This window comes from Paracoccus pacificus (assembly GCF_042680785.1).
Classification (GTDB): domain Bacteria; phylum Pseudomonadota; class Alphaproteobacteria; order Rhodobacterales; family Rhodobacteraceae; genus Paracoccus; species Paracoccus pacificus.
In genome coordinates this window covers 13,797-28,330 of sequence record NZ_JBHUEN010000048.1, presented here as the reverse complement: position 1 = coordinate 28,330, position 14,534 = coordinate 13,797, and the positions used below count along the sequence as shown (strand labels likewise).

The 14,534-nt window shown below is 65.2% G+C and carries 15 protein-coding genes and 1 tRNA gene; 3 read left to right on the top strand and 13 right to left on the bottom strand.

Features of this window, described 5'->3' with window-relative positions; translation table 11 throughout:
• The first annotated feature begins 16 nt into the window (after positions 1-16).
• The 3 genes from ACFSCT_RS16990 to ACFSCT_RS16980 all read left to right on the top strand — a co-directional run bounded on the left by ACFSCT_RS16990 (position 17) and on the right by ACFSCT_RS16980 (position 1,697).
• Positions 17-93 (top strand) — tRNA-Met (locus tag ACFSCT_RS16990).
• Between the two features lie 252 nt (positions 94-345).
• Entirely contained in the window at positions 346-1,410 is a 1,065-nt protein-coding gene (locus ACFSCT_RS16985) for a hypothetical protein (protein ID WP_379144783.1), read from the top strand.
• Between the two features lie 71 nt (positions 1,411-1,481).
• A complete protein-coding gene (locus ACFSCT_RS16980) occupies positions 1,482-1,697 on the top strand; it encodes a hypothetical protein (RefSeq protein ID WP_379144782.1) in 216 nt (71 codons plus the stop codon).
• Between the two features lie 12 nt (positions 1,698-1,709).
• Here ACFSCT_RS16980 and ACFSCT_RS16975 read toward each other — a convergent pair whose 3' ends face one another.
• The 13 genes from ACFSCT_RS16975 to ACFSCT_RS16915 form a co-directional block, all read right to left on the bottom strand.
• The gene (locus ACFSCT_RS16975; protein ID WP_379144780.1) at positions 1,710-2,024 is read right to left on the bottom strand and encodes a hypothetical protein; all 315 of its coding nucleotides are present in this window, start codon (positions 2,022-2,024) and stop codon (positions 1,710-1,712) included.
• Positions 2,021-2,365 carry a DUF2190 family protein gene (locus ACFSCT_RS16970; protein ID WP_379144777.1) on the bottom strand — a complete coding sequence of 115 codons (345 nt, stop codon included), beginning with the start codon at positions 2,363-2,365 and terminating at the stop codon, positions 2,021-2,023. Before ACFSCT_RS16970 ends, ACFSCT_RS16975 begins: the two co-directional genes overlap by 4 nt.
• Positions 2,366-2,367: 2 nt before the next feature.
• Positions 2,368-2,577 (bottom strand): phage head-tail joining protein, encoded by a 210-nt coding sequence (locus ACFSCT_RS16965; RefSeq protein ID WP_379144774.1) that lies wholly within the window; start codon positions 2,575-2,577, stop codon positions 2,368-2,370.
• A 1-nt stretch (position 2,578) separates the two neighbouring features.
• On the bottom strand, positions 2,579-4,381 hold the full coding sequence (locus ACFSCT_RS16960; RefSeq protein ID WP_379144772.1) for a prohead protease/major capsid protein fusion protein: 1,803 nt from the start codon (positions 4,379-4,381) through the stop codon (positions 2,579-2,581).
• Positions 4,374-5,783: a phage portal protein gene (locus tag ACFSCT_RS16955; protein ID WP_379144770.1), complete on the bottom strand. Its 1,410-nt coding sequence runs from the start codon at positions 5,781-5,783 to the stop codon at positions 4,374-4,376. The genes ACFSCT_RS16960 and ACFSCT_RS16955 overlap by 8 nt, the downstream gene beginning before the upstream one ends.
• 92 nt (positions 5,784-5,875) lie before the next feature.
• The gene (locus tag ACFSCT_RS16950) at positions 5,876-6,361 is read right to left on the bottom strand and encodes a hypothetical protein (RefSeq protein WP_305964453.1); all 486 of its coding nucleotides are present in this window, start codon (positions 6,359-6,361) and stop codon (positions 5,876-5,878) included.
• The gene (locus ACFSCT_RS16945) at positions 6,361-6,903 is read right to left on the bottom strand and encodes a hypothetical protein (protein ID WP_379144768.1); all 543 of its coding nucleotides are present in this window, start codon (positions 6,901-6,903) and stop codon (positions 6,361-6,363) included. Before ACFSCT_RS16945 ends, ACFSCT_RS16950 begins: the two co-directional genes overlap by 1 nt.
• 51 nt (positions 6,904-6,954) lie before the next feature.
• Positions 6,955-8,184, bottom strand: coding sequence for a DNA methyltransferase (locus ACFSCT_RS16940; RefSeq protein ID WP_379144765.1), 1,230 nt, complete (start codon positions 8,182-8,184; stop codon positions 6,955-6,957).
• 124 nt (positions 8,185-8,308) lie between these two features.
• Positions 8,309-10,150, bottom strand: coding sequence for a phage terminase large subunit family protein (locus ACFSCT_RS16935; RefSeq protein WP_379144763.1), 1,842 nt, complete (start codon positions 10,148-10,150; stop codon positions 8,309-8,311).
• Entirely contained in the window at positions 10,092-10,604 is a 513-nt protein-coding gene (locus ACFSCT_RS16930; RefSeq protein ID WP_379144761.1) for a hypothetical protein, read from the bottom strand. The genes ACFSCT_RS16935 and ACFSCT_RS16930 overlap by 59 nt, the downstream gene beginning before the upstream one ends.
• A gap of 339 nt (positions 10,605-10,943) precedes the next feature.
• On the bottom strand, positions 10,944-13,406 hold the full coding sequence (locus ACFSCT_RS16925; protein ID WP_379144759.1) for a DUF7146 domain-containing protein: 2,463 nt from the start codon (positions 13,404-13,406) through the stop codon (positions 10,944-10,946).
• A gap of 79 nt (positions 13,407-13,485) precedes the next feature.
• Positions 13,486-13,746: a hypothetical protein gene (locus ACFSCT_RS16920; protein WP_379144758.1), complete on the bottom strand. Its 261-nt coding sequence runs from the start codon at positions 13,744-13,746 to the stop codon at positions 13,486-13,488.
• A 15-nt stretch (positions 13,747-13,761) separates the two neighbouring features.
• A complete protein-coding gene (locus ACFSCT_RS16915; protein WP_379144757.1) occupies positions 13,762-14,478 on the bottom strand; it encodes a hypothetical protein in 717 nt (238 codons plus the stop codon).
• Between the last annotated feature and the right edge of the window lie 56 nt (positions 14,479-14,534).

Sequence of the window (14,534 nt, the reverse complement as noted above, 5' to 3'; positions counted from 1 at the left end):
GAAAAGCTCAAACGGACGCGGGGTAGAGCAGCCCGGTAGCTCGTCAGGCTCATAACCTGAAGGTCGCAGGTTCAAATCCTGCTCCCGCAACCAAACTTTCTACCAAAGTATCAAAGGCTTACGCCGAAGCAGGGCGCCCCACGGGGCGCTTTTTGCATTGCAACGCAGAACAGCACATTCCCCAAAGATTCCAAACCCTTACGAACGCCCCCGATTCCTCCGTGCAACACCCATGCGACATGGAAGTGATCTGATGTTCGCGGGACGTTCCTTCCGTGATCCTGGTTGCCAGCCTGCCATTCTGTCTGCGACAGTGACGGGGATGTCATCCAGGTTATGCCTTTCATGCCGATTTACGAATTTGCGCCGGATCGTATCCAGCCCCTGACCAAGACCACCTTCACGGCCATACAGCTGCATGAGCGCCGCGACCTGCAACGGCTGCTGCGCGAGAACATTGCCGTCATCGCGCCCGACACATTGGTGATCGCCGAGGAATACGGCGAATGGGACGATTCCCGCCGCCGCATCGATCTGCTCGGGATCGACCGCGATGCGAACCTTGTCGTCATCGAACTGAAGCGCACCGAAGACGGCGGCCACATGGAACTGCAGGCCATTCGCTATGCGGCGATGGTCTCGACCATGACCTTCGAACAGGCAGTGTCCGCATTCGACCGCTACATGCGCCAGATCGGCCGTGAGGACGCGGATGCGCGCGGCGAGCTTCTGGCCTTCCTCGGGTGGGACGAGCCTGACCACGACCAGTTCGCGCAGGAGGTGAAGATCGTGCTCGCCTCGGCCGAGTTCTCGCTGGAGCTAACGACAGCCGTCCTGTGGCTGAACCAGCGCGACCTCGACATCCGCTGCGTGCGCCTGCAGCCCTACAACCTGTCGGGCCGGGTGCTGGTCGATGTCCAGCAGATCATCCCGCCGCCCGAGGCTGCCGAATACCAGGTGCGGGTGCGGGAGAAGGTTCGCATGGAACGCGAGGCGCGGACCAGCGGTGCCGATCACACGAAGTATGACCTGCGGCTTGGCCAGCAGGAGTTCCCGCGCGAGTCGAAACGTTGGGCAATCCTGCGGACCTTCCGCTACCTCGTCGAGAGCGGCATCGCCCCTGAGACCGTGGCCAAGCACTGCGGCCCGCGTGCCAACCGCGCCCTCCGATCGGTCGAGGGCGAGGTCGGCCACGACGACTTCGTGCGCCTCGCGACCGAATCCCGCGCCGAGCTTGGCAAACGCTTCGACCCGATCCGTTGGTTCTGCGGGGACGATGAACTGCTGCGTGTCGGCGGTCGCACCTATGCCTTCTCCAGCCAGTGGGGCGGGGACGACTGGCTTGAGGCGATGACCAATCTGCGCGACGCCTTCCCGGATCGCGGGATCGTCTTCACGCCCGCTGGCTGAACCCGCTGATCTGCCTTGCCTTTTGACTTGGTCAGAGCCGTCATGTCCGCGAAACCAACTCGGGGACCGCCATGCCCAAGACCAACGACGCCGCACTGGACGCCTTCATCGCCGCCAAGACCGAGATCGATGCCATGCTCGCCCGGCTGGTGGCCCACAGCGCCGACCACTTCGGCTACAGCCCCGAAGAGGTGAACTGGGGCAGTGTCGGCACGCTAGAACATTACCGAGCCCGCCTCCGCGAAATCACCGACATGGCCTTCCGCGAAGGCGAGCACGCCGCCTGAACATCCCGCAGTCTAGACTGACTGGCCAAAGCACGTCCCCATGGCCAGCTTGCTGATGGCGGAATGTGCGCCTACGAGGTGTTGGTCCTTCGGCAAGTCCCACGTCGGGAACAGCCCGGCGACGGCCGCCATGTGGTTCTCCAACTCGCTGATGACCATGGTGATGTTCTGCGTGCCATTATACTCCTCGGCCGACCTCCGGAGGTCGGCGCACAGGGCCGTGATGGCCGCGTAGTTGCGCATGGCCTGAAGTTTGCCCGCGTCCTTGCTGTCCTGGACCAGAAGCCCGAGGCCATCCAGCATCGCACGAATGTCCTGCTCCATCATGCCGCCACCGTTGCCACGCCATCGAGGCGCACAGCGACGCTGGTGATGCCATTCCCGGCCGCCTCTGTCGCCACGCCTACGGGGAAGCGCCCAGCGCCCGGCACGTTGATGTTCTTGGCCGTGTTGTCCCAGGCCACGCGGGCGCCGACCGTCAGAACCGCAGCGGTGGCTTTCGGCAGCTGATAGACGCCGGTGGTGGCCAGTTCGACCGGTTCGCCCACGGCGGCCGAGTATGCGGCGATGCCGAAGATGTTGCCGATGATCGCCCCCTCGCCAGAGGCGATGCCGCCTGCGGGAGCGGGCACGGTGATGATGTCGCCTTTATGAATGTGGTTCTTCATGGTCAAAGCCCTTTCGAGGATTGGATGCGGACTACGGCAACGCGCGCCGTAGTGCCGGTGATCTGCCGGTTGAGGTCGCCCAGCGCGGCGGCCATCTCGGCGTCGCTGGCATAGGTCACCCGCTTGCTGTCGTATTCGACGGTGCGGATGCCCTGATAGCGGGCGGCCATCAGGGCGTCGCGCCAGGCGGTGAGTTGGGCGAGGTCGGCCACGTCACGCCCCGGGGTTCTGGAACCAGCCGCGGTGGTCGATGAAGCCTGCGCCGAAATCGAGGATCACCCGGATTTCCACGCCGTCCACGTCCCAGCCCGAGCGGCTTTCCACCTGGGGCCCCTCGTTGCCCGAGAGATAGGCGAACTCGAGGCCGTCGATCTCGCCGGGGTCTGCGGTCACATACCAGCGGGTGGCGCTGGTCAGGCGCGGTTCCACCACCAGCGACATGGCGCCAGAGAACGGGTTCACATCGGCGGCGGTGGCGGGTGCGATGGTCGCGAGCCACTTCTCCGCCACCGTCTCCAGCGCGGGCGGCACCAGCAGGTTCTTCGGCGTCACGCGGATCACGCGGCCCTCGATGCCCTTCTGGGTCCGCAGCGCGAGGCGGGCGGCCGAAAGCGTGGTGTCGGAGATCACAGCACCCGTCGTCGCGCGGTTGCCGTGATCGACATGGAACAGCGCCTTGTTGTCCGAAAGCGTCGGGCCGTTGCCGCTGTTCGCCTCCAAGAGGGTGACGAGGATCCGCGCCTCCGTCTCGGCCGCGCCCTGGCCCATGCGTCGCGCGAGGTCTGCGAAGGCGCCGAGGTCGTCGTTCACCAGCACCTGGCGGGTGATGCCGATCTTCTTGGCCCAGGTCTCGATCTTGTAGGCCTCGCGCGCCTCTGCCATGGTCCCGGCCTTGATCTCGCCCGCCTCGTTCAACTTCTCCAGCAGCGGGGCCTCACCCAGCATGATCTTGTTCACCGCCCGGAAATCGCGCGCCGAGGTTTGGCGGCCAAGACGGCGGATGCCCGAGGGCGCGGCCTGGTAGGCATCGCGCAGCACGCGGCCCACGGTGTTGCCGAGGATGATCGGGAAATCAGACGTGGTGTGCAGAGCGCGGGTCACCAGGCTGGCGGGCGACAGCGCCATCGTGGACTCGCCGCGGAGCGTCAGCAGTTCCTTCGCCATGTCCACGGGCGTGGCATAGGCATAGCGGCGGGCCGGTTCACTGAGGTCGTGGCGCGGGTTGATCCGGGCATAGAGAGCCTCGCCCATCTGACGGGCGCGGAGGCTCGGGTCGTCCTGGCTGTCGCCCATCTCGACGCGAACCTGTTCGGTGCGGATCGTGGGCGCGCTGCGGGTCGCCAGCGCCTCGAAGGCAGCACGACGGGCGGTGTCGCCATCGGCGGCGGCGTCGATCTGGCCGTCGATCCAGGACTGGTCCAGCCCGGCGATGCGGGCGATGGAGCGGATCTCGGTGTTGATCGCGGCGCGGGTCTGCGCCTCGGGCGGGGCAGGGGTGGTGGTGGTGTCGGTCATGTGGGTCTCCATGCGGATGTGGGCGCCGGGGTCGGCGGGCGTCGGCACCACGGAAATCTCGTGGGGTGTCCAGCGAACGGCGGTCAGCACGCGCGCGCCGTTCTCGATCGTCTCGGCCCATTCCTCGACCGAATAGCCGACCGAGACATGGCGCAGGATCCCGGACAGAACGTCCTGCCAGAGCGGTTCGACCTCGGGCCGCGAGGAAAAGCGGATCAGCGCGGTGCCACGCTGGCCATCGACGGAGGCGGATTGCACGCTGCCAAGCACATCTCGGACAGCGGATTGCCGGTGGGCGTCCAGCACGCTGGCCCCTTGCAGACGCGACAGGTCCACCGCATCCGGCGCAAGGCTGAGGCGTTCGACATAGGGGCCAGCCATGTCGCGGCGGCGAACGGGCGCGCCGGTGGACCAGATCACCTCGACGGTGCGGGCGTCGCGGTCGGCGCTGGAAGGGGCCAGGTCGGCGCGGCGGGTCAGCAGGGTGACGGTGTCAGTCATCGGGGATGTCCTCCTTCTGGACAGGCGGAGCGCCGAAGTTCATGCCCAGCGCATCCGACCGCGCCTTGTCGGCGGCAATCTCGGCATCGACCTGTTCGGCGTCGTAGCCCCGTTCGGAAATCGCCTGCGTCCTGCTCTTGAGACCGTTGTTGATGGCGAGGATCTCTGCCTCGACGTCCTTCTTGGGATCGACGTAGTCGAACTTGGGCGGGAGCCATTCGCAGCCTAGATAGGCGGCAGGATCGCGGTCGAAGTCCCGTGCGGGCAGATCACCCGACAGCACCGCCAGCCGCACGAAGCGTTCCCAGACCGGGCGACAGAACAGATGCACGACCACGTTGTGCTGCAGCTGCTCGACCCGGCGGCGGAATTCGATCAGCCCGGCGCGGATCGAGGAATAGGTGACGCCCTCCAGATCGCCCGAGACCAGTTCATAGGGCAGGCCCATACCTGCCGCGACGGCGCGCAGGTGGTTCTTCACGAAGGGCGCATAGGCATCATGCTCGGTCGGGTTGGAGAACCGGATATCAGTGCCGGGTGGCAGGGGGATCAGGCTCCCGGGTTCCATGCCGACGGTCAGCGCGCCGTTGGTATTGCTGCCCGTCAGGCCGCCCGCCGTACCGTCGGGATCGGTGATGAAGCCGGTGAATAGCGCCGCCACCTTAGCCTTGACCAGCGCCGCGTCCTCGAACTGATCCAACTCGTGCAGCCGCAGCAGGACCGGGGCGAGCCAGGTGATGCCACGCAACTGGCCAGCGGCGAGCGGCTTGAAGAGATGCAGACAATCGGTGGCGGGCAGGCGCAGCGGTTCCAGCCGCAGGGAGGTCAGCGGATCGCCCGGCCGGTCGCGCATCACCCAATAGGCGGTGCGCTGGCCAGTTGTGTTGAACTCGATGCCAGCCCGGATGCGTGCGCCACCGCCAATGTCGCGATGCAGGTCCAGCGGCACCTGGTCCCGGTCCAGCAGGTCGATCTGCAAGGGAACGGCAGGAGCATCCGGCACGACACGCAGCCGCGCAAAACTTTCGCCGCCCTCGACCATCGCACGCACGGCCATGGCCTGCAGCCCATAGAAATCCGCCAGCCCACCCGGATCGGCATGATCGGTCCAGCGCAGCCACAGCATCTGCAGCCGCTCGCGTACCGCCCGGTCGGGATGGGTGGATTGCGGCTTGATCCCCGCGCCGACGACATTGCCCACCAGGCTGTCCACCGCGGCCGCGACCCATGGGTTGTTCCGCGCATACCACCCGGCGCGCCGCGCCGCCGTGGTCGCGCCTGCGAGGATCGCCGTGTTCAGCCCATCGACCGTCCGCGCGCCCTCCCAACGCCGACCACCACCCGCAGCGTCAAAGCCGCGCATGCGCGTGAAGCCGAAAAGGCGATGGAGGAGCGTCCGCATGGTGCGGAGTGTCTCATGCACGGCATCGTCGGGGTATCAGAGCGGTTGGGAAGGGCCGGGAACGATCCGCGGTGACCCGGCCCCTCGTGCAGCTAGAAGCGAATGTCCTTCTGCAGTTCATCGAGAAACTTGGCGCGAGAGACTTTCGCATTTGCGCCAAGGCGACGCTCACGATGCCAACGGAATACGTTTTCAACTGGCACCACGAAGACGTCGACTACCGGAAACTCGACGATGTCGGAAAGGATGAAGCCCTTGATTCCAGACAACTTCGCCGTGAAGCCGTCCTCATTGAAGACTCGTCCGGAGCCGACCTGGTTGCTCGGGTTGAAGTAAACCCCTTGCCTGGTGATCGACCTGACTTCCCACATGTTGCCATCCGGATCGAGCAAGTCGTATCCGGCGCCTTCAGAGGGCGCGAGCTTCCAGCCGGGGTTCTCCCACTTTAGCCGTCTTTCGATGATGAACGATACTCGGCGTCCATCCGTCAGATACTCGCGGACATCCGCCGTCGTCACCTTGAAAGCACGGGCGAGTTCTTCCTCGTCCCAACGGAGTTGAAATCGTTTGTCCATCATCAACCTTCCTGACCGGCGGACTGAAAGGTCTTGAGCGATGGAAATGCTTCCATGGCCCTCAAGTCCTTGATGGCAATGTAGCGGCAGCGATAGCCGCCACGACCACCACCTTTTGCCCCGAAATCCCTGAGCGGCGCCTTATCAACCTCATCAGGTGTCGCCCAGCCCGATATACGGCAGTTCCAGCCGGGCTGGATGTCCTGCGCATCTCGGTTTGGCGCGTCGACAATGACTTGGACGTAATATTCGGGCCGCCGTTTCTCTGCGTAGTCTTCCCGAACCAAGAGGTTCAGGCGATCCGACCAAGGGTATGCGCTTGTCTTGACTTCAATTACTTCAAGAAAGTCAGGTCGTCCCTTGGTGTCGCGAACGTCATGTGCTTTCCAATCACCGAGGAACCACTGCGCGAATGCCAGCTCGCCTATCAGACCCGTGAGGCTGTCGATCTTTGACGCCCGCGTTCTGTGGACACGAACGTCCTCTTCTGCCGCGCGAGCATATTCAAGCATCTCTGCCGTAATCGGCACGTCAATATAACGCAAGGTCCGCCTCCCAGTTCACCGGAGCAGTAAACTAGAGGGCAGCCTGAGAGTCTAGAGCCGCTGCAGAAGGACGATGCGGTTGGTGTTTGTTCCCTGCGCTCCGTTGGATACACCCCAGCAGTTCGCTGTCTTGGTGAACTCCTGGTCATTTACCATGACGCCTATCCGCCTGAACGGCAACTCTTCCGCCGCTTTCCAAACAAGGCGCTCAAGCAGGACCTTTCCATTGCGAACCTCTCCAACCTCGAAGGCAACGTAGCCACCGGGGCGCAGGATGCGGGCTTGTTCTGCCAAGACACGTTGAACCATCGCCGTCCAAGCATCCTCGGTCCGGTGCATGTCGATGGCAACCATTTCGGGGTCTATGCCGGCGAACCAACACCGCAACCAGTTGTCGGCGGCGTAGTGGACGATGTCGAGGAAAGGCGGCGAGGTCACGGTAAGATCAACGGTTGCATCCGGGATCCCGGCTACGTCCCACGCTGCGCCAATGTGAAGGCTGGACCGCACTTGGCTTGGGGCGCAACCGTCTTTGAGCAGAGTCTTCGACTTCTTCATAATCACTGCTGCAACGTCGCGCTCCGGCGGTGACACCCCTAACTTCTCATTGATCTTCAATTGCGCCTTGACCGACACGGCTTGGTTCGGCGGCATCGAGCGACCAGAGAAGAAGCCGGGCGAGTGTCCAGATAGGCGATTGATTGCCACCATCCGAATCCAGTCAGCAACCGGGTCAACCTGTTCAGCGCCGAGGGGCGCGCGTTCCGCCAACCAGAGGCGCAATGCTTCAAGATTCCTCAGCGTGGCGGGGTGGTAAAATGCGAGTAAGTCTTCGCGTTGGATAGCGCCTCGCGACCAGTCCACCGTTTTCAATGCTGACGCGACCGATTGCAGCGAAATCGGGCGCAAACGGGGCCGGGTAAGCAGAGTCGATAGCGGATTGATATCATTGCCGAAGGCCTGACGGCCCATCAGGGCCGCCTGAACTGGAGTTGTTCCTCGCCCCATGAATGGGTCGAACACTACGTCACCAGGATTGGTTAGCCGCGAAATGAAAAACTCTGGAAGTTGGGCTTTGAAGCATGCGCGATAAGATACTTCGTGAATAGAATGCGCCTGACGCTGGCCAGCAGTCCAAAATTCATTCACGAAATAGCGAATGCCGTCGACCTCCTCAATCGATGTCTCTTTGCCAAAATCAGCGAAGTTCGAGATTTCCTCCACGAAATCTTCGGGGGAGGATGATCGGTCGGCCAGTGGAAAGAGAGACAATTGATTCATCGACTGGCCTTCATGGTTCGCGTGCCGTGTCCAGCTAGGGGTAAGTTCGGCGGTGTTGCAAGTGGGTAGATCATTGAGGGTTCTGCTGCCTGCCGCCATTCATGCGATTTCTGATGCAGGACTTTCACGACAACCAAGCGGAGCGTATCACCTTGGGCGGCGATGTGACAGCCCGGCTCATCGACCCATTCCTCCCCTCCGCCTCCTCGTTCAGCCGCATCCCCATGCTGATCAGCCCGTGCAGTGCGGCGTGGGCGTAGACGAAGGTGTCGAGGGCCTCGTTGCGCTCGCCGTCGCGCTTGGGCTGCCAGGAGCGGATGGGTCGGCCCCGCTCGAAGCGGGTGACAACGCGCTCGGCGGTCAGCTGGCGGAAGTAGTCGGCGTCGAGGCGGCGGGGGAAGTGGATGGCACCGGGGCCGGGTTCGGTCAGTTTCAGGCGGGCATAGACGGCGTCCTTCACGGCATCGACGCCGACGATGAACAGCGGGATCTTGCCCTTGTTGGTGCGGGTCGGGCGGCGGGGCCAGACCGGGATGCCGGGACCGCCGCGGCCCTTGATCGCCCAGACGCGGCGGGCGAGGCGGGTGCGGCAGAATTCGTAGGCCATCTTGGTATGGTGACCGCCGGTATCCACCGCCACGGCGCGCACTGGCAGATCGCCCCAGGTGCCGTTTAGGACGCCGTCCAGATCGGACCAGAGACGCGGGCCGGAAGGGTCGCCCCAGAGCACGCGGTAGTCGATGACCCACGCCTCCTCGTCGCGGCCCCAGCCGACGATCTGCACCTCGATCCGGTCGCCCTGCACATCGACGCCCGCCGTCAGCACGGCCACGCCGGGGGCAAGGTCGCTGCCCCAGTCCTCGCGCCGCGCCATCAGCGGGTCGGCGGGAACGGTGTCGCCCGCCTGGTCCTCCCAGGACTCGCCCAGCTTGGTGTTGACCCAGACCTGCAGGCGCGCGGGATCCTTGGCGACGCGCGCATGCTCCTGCGCGATTTCGGCCCAAGTCTCCCAAGGGGAATAGAGCGATGACAGGTGGAACCCCGCGGTGCGGCCATCGCCCGGCGCGGTCGGCCGCCATTCGCCAGCGGCCAGCAGGCGGGGCTTGTCGTGCTCGTGATGCACGCCGCCGCAGGCATCGCAGACCAGATAGGCGGCGTCGCGCTGCCCCTCGGGCCAGCGGATGCGAGCCCAGGTGATCGGGGCCATGTCGCCGCAATGCAGGCAGGGGACGTGGAAATAGCGGCGGTCGCTGTCTAGGAACGCCGCCTCGATGCGGGAATGGCCCTTCAGGGTGGGCGTGGACACCATGTAGATCTTGCGCCGCCCCCGGAAGGTGGTGGTGCGCTGGATGGCCAGATCGACCGGATCGCCCTCGCCATCCGCATCGCCGGGGTAGCCGTCCACTTCGTCCAGGAACAGGTAGCGCACTGGGGTGGATCGCAGCCCCACCGCACTGTTCGCCCCCGTCATCACCAGCTGGCCGCCGGGGAAGGATTTACGGAACAGGCTGTTCCCGGCATCGCGGGACCGGGGCGCGGAGACCAGATCGCGCAGGGCAGGCGTGGCCTCGATCAGCGGGTCGATCCGAACGGTGGTGTTGCGGCGCACCATGTCGAGCGAGGGCATGACCAGCATGGCGATGCCGGGGGCGTTCTGGATGATGTAGCCGAGCCAGTTCAGCCCAGCCTCAGAGCCACCGGTCTGCGCCCCCTTCATCAGCACAACACGTTCATACGGGCTGGAGGTGGACAGGGCATCCATCACCGCGCGCAGATAGGGCGTGCGATCTGTGCGCCAGCGGCCGGGCTCGGCCGAGGTGGGCGGCAGGATGCGGTGGCGGTCGGCCCAGTCCGATACCGGGATCGGCGGTTCGGGCCGGATACCGCGCCGCCAGGCGAGGTCGATGTCAGGCACCATCGCCGAAGCTCCCCAAGGGCAGATCGGCCAGATGTTCGAGGTGCTCACGCATCATCCGGTCCAGCGCCGCGAAGGTGGCACGCGGATCGGCGCCCACCTCGGCCGCCAGCAGCGGGGCGGTGCGCTGCACCCAAGCCATGTGCGCGTCGCGTTCGGCACGCGCGCGGGCGAAGACGGTGCGTGTGGCAGCGGCAGTTTCCACCAGCAGCCCCTGCTCCTTCTCGAAGGCCAGCTTGGCGCGCTGCACCTTTACGATCTCATGCAGACGCTTGGCCTCGGCCAGCGTGGTTGAAACACGGGCAGGGGCGGCGGTGGCCCCTCCCTTGTTGCGTCGGGCGGGATCGAGGTTGTCCTCGATCCAGGCGAGGCCCACCGCCACGTCGATCTGCCCGTCCGGGCGCACCGGCAGACCCTCGGCCACCAACTGCGAGATGCGCCCCTTGGTCAGGCCGACCCGGGCGGCGAAGGCGGTCTTGGTCTCGGCGCTGTCGAGTTTAGTCATTTCCGCCCCCTGACGCTGGCGGGCCAATGCGCTGCGCTCCCCCGCATACGGATTGGCCCGGGAGGAACCAACGCTTTCCCGATCCTTGCCGATTGATGCCCCTCAGACCGGCCCGAGCGGCGCGGCGGATGACGCAAGAATGACGCAGGAATGACGGGTTTCGGAACGTAAGCCGTTGAAAGTGTTGAGATGACGCACCTGCGCGGGAAACATTCTATATATGGGGGATTGTGTGTATTCAGGGTTGTGTGGGTTTCCCCCTTATATGAAAAGGTTTGAGCCAAGTGCGTCATCTCAACACTTTCAATGGGTTGGCGCGAAAAGCCCGTCATTCTTGCGTCACCCTTGCGTCACTGTGATGCCGAGGAAGAACCGGCCTACACTGGTGCGCTTGTGCTGGATCCCGGCCACCTGGGCCTGGACGCGCTGGACGAAGCCGTTGATCGCGGGGATCTTCTCGGGCTTGAACCCCTCGGCCTGCGCCCAGTTCTGGAAGCGGAGGTGCGCATCGCGGGTGGCGAGCATCGGGCCGCCGTTCACGATGGGCACGACCTTCACGCAGGCGTCGATCCAGGCAAGCACCGGGTCTTCGCCCAGCACCCATTCGATCAGCGCCTCGCGGCAGCTTTCCGGGATCGCGAAGTTGCGCTGACGGATCAGCCGCGCAGCACCCTCGACCGCCCATGCCAGCAGCAGATCGGCTTCCTCAGAGGCGATGCGCTTGCCGATATCCTCGATGCGTTCCTCAAAGGGGATGGTGCGGGTGAACGGGATCAGCAGCAAACGGCGCTGCACGCCCCGGTCCACGCCGCCCTTGAAGCTGGGCAGCTGGTTCGCAGCGAACAGGTTCTGCGCCACCGAGCGGAACTCGACCCGGCTCTTGTAGACATCGCGCCCCTCGATCGGCTCGCCGGTGACGACGGACTTGAAGATGTTGGAGGCGATGGCCTCGGGCGACAACTCGTCGGAGGCGTTCAGGAGTTTCCCGACGAGGCCGGTGACATGCCGCTCGTCGCCCATCTTGGCGGCAGGGACGCAGCAGATGGCACTGGCGGGCAGGAGGCCGCGCGCGAGATCGAGGATCTGGCTCTTGCCATTCTCGGCGGTCTTGCCATGCAGCACGACGGCGCGGGGTTGCACCAGGCGCGTGGCGTAGCCCAGCGCGGCCGATCCGCAGACCTCGGCCAGCAGGTCGCATTTGGCCTGAGCCTCCGGGTCGCCCTTGAAGCTGCCGGTCAGCAGGCGGCGCAGCATCGAGCCTTCGGGTGGGATGCCGGAGGTGTTGGGGGCCCAGCGGCCGGGCAGGGTGTGGCGGCAGCGGTGAATGCGGTGATGCGGTTCCAGATGCGGCGTGCCGGTCGCATCGAAGCGCAGGAAGCCCGAGGCGCAGTTGATGCCAGCGGGCGGGGCATCGAAAAAGCCGGGCTCGGCGCAGAGGGCTGCACATTCGTTCAGGACGGAATTGACGCGGGTCTGGGTCAGCTTGACGTTCGAGGGCTCGCCCGCGGGCGTCTCGAAGCTCGCGCCGTCATAGGCATGGACGGGCAGGCGCAATTCGTGGGCCGGGATCGCCTCCCAATGGGTGCCGACATAGCGCCAGAACTCGCCCTCGGCATGGACGATGCGGCCATGGCGTTCGGTCAGATCCTCGCGCACGCGTTTCGCGATTTCCACGTCAGACCCGATGTAAAGGCGCTTGCGGCCCTGCTCGGCCAGGTCCGGGCGGAACGGGTCGGCACCGGCGATCCGGTTGCGAATGGCCTCCTCGCCCTCGCGCAGCAGCACGTCGTTGAAGTCCTGATCCTCGGGCGGCGTGGCGATCATGACCGTCAGCCCGCGCAGGGCGAGGGCGGTGGCGGCGCGGGTGATCATGCCCTCGGCCTTGCTGCCGGGCGCGTCGCCATCGCGGGCGATGATGACCGTGGCCTTGTCGGGGACGGGCGCGCGGCCGATGTTCGAGATGCCGAGGCAGGCCCAGACCTCCTGACCGGTGGCCTGCCAGACCGACAGCGCGGTTTCGACACCCTCGCAAAGCACCAGCGGTTCGCGGCCCGGCAGGCGCACGGCGGACCGTTCGCCCCAGCCTTCGACCGCCTTGTTGGTGCGCTTGACGGGATTGACCGGAGCCTTCTTGCCCTCGGCTGTCAGATAGACCTGCTGGATCGCCAGCACATCGCCCGCTGCATCGGTCGCCAGCGCGACCATCGCACCGTAGCTGCCATATGCGTTCCGGCGATAGCGGATGCAGTCAGGGGGCTGAATGGCGATTCCGCGCCCGGCCAGGTAGGCATGGGCCGGTGTGCCATTCGGAACCTCGGTCTGGCGCACGATCTCAGCGACCTTGGCTGCGAGTTCGGCTTCCGACAGTTCCACGGTGAGGGCCGGGCCAGATGCCGGGGCCTTGGCGGGTTTGGTCGCGGCAGGTTTGGCGGCGGTCCAGGAGGCAGGCATTTCCGCATCGCCCAGCCAGTGGCGCGCCCAGTCCCATGCAGCCTTTTCGTCCATCCCGAAGTGATGACGGATCAGTTCCGGCCCAGCGCCGCCCGTTCCGGCCTCGTGGTCATACCAGCGCCCGGCGTCTTTGCCTGCGATTTCCACCGCGATGCTGCCCTTGGTCCCGAAGCGCAACTGCTGCGCGCTGGACAGGGCGCGGTTCGGGGTGCCGAGCAGTTCCACGGCGAGATCGGCGATCCGGTCGTTCAGCAGTTCCGCCACCCGGGTCACGGACATGCGCCGGGACGTACGACCTTTGCGCGTGGGCGGCATGTCGTTGAAGTCGAGCGGATTGTCCTGAAGTGTCATGGGGCGGGGGTTCGCTATGCATCTGATGGAAGTGGAGCCCGCGACCGGATCGCGGACCTCAGGACATTTTCGGCTGCCGTCACTCGCCCGGGGTGAAACGCTCCTGCTGCGCGATCCAGTTCAGCAGCGTGCTTTTGCGGGCGCAGATCACCGAACCCATCTTGAAGTGCGGCATGCCCCTCGGGGCCTCGCCGGTCAGGTAGTAGACTTTGCGACGGTGCTTCGCATCGCCGAACATGAACCTGGCGATCTCGTCCGCGCCGCGAAGGAGGTCATCGCCGAGCGTCACCTCAGTTGCGGTCTGCTGAAGGTTCTCGACGGGGCCGGGGTGTTTGGTCATGGCTGGGTCTCCTTTCTAGCGCAGGGCGTCCTGCAGGAAGTGGGCGTCAAGTCCGTGGAGGCGGCGCCAGGCGGCGCGAACCTGCATGCTGATGTTGATGCTGGCGGTGCTCAGCGCGTTGGCGCGGGTCGCGATGGCTAGCTTGTAGATGCGTTCGGCGGCGGTGGCCTGTGCCGGGGAGGTAATCTTGGCGAGCTTGCTGCGCCCCTCTGGATGGCCCAGCAGCCACGGCAGCATCTGAAAGGTGTCCTTCGATGTCGCGTAGCCGATGGTGAGGTCTGCCTCTCCCGGCGGCGCGTCGTGGAAGATGGTGGCGAAAAGCGGCGGCAGTCGCAGGAACAGGAACTTCCGGTCGATCAGGTCGAGATACCAGTCGTCCGGGCTTGATCGCACCAGCGGTCCATCTTCGGGTGAGATTGTCTCCGAAATCGAGGCCGTCAGCGCGGACCATGTGCCGGGGCGTGTCTTGGCCATGGCCTCGGCCACGATCCGGATGTTCCAGGCGAAGTGCTCGCTGATCGCGGCACCGATCGAGGCGATCAGCACATCCTCCTCGCGCCACATCCGCTTGAAGCCGCCATGCTCCTTGGGGGTTTTCTGCGCCTGAATGGCACCGGCAGCTTGCAGGACACGCAGGCTGGGCAGGGGCATCCCCGACGCCGCCACCGCTTCCGCGTCGCCATGGAAGAGCGGTTCGGGCGCTTCCGCACCGTTCCGTTCGCTGGCTGTCATTGTCATGGGCTCCGATCATGAACTAGGGCTTTACACACGCAACAATCCGTTGCAAG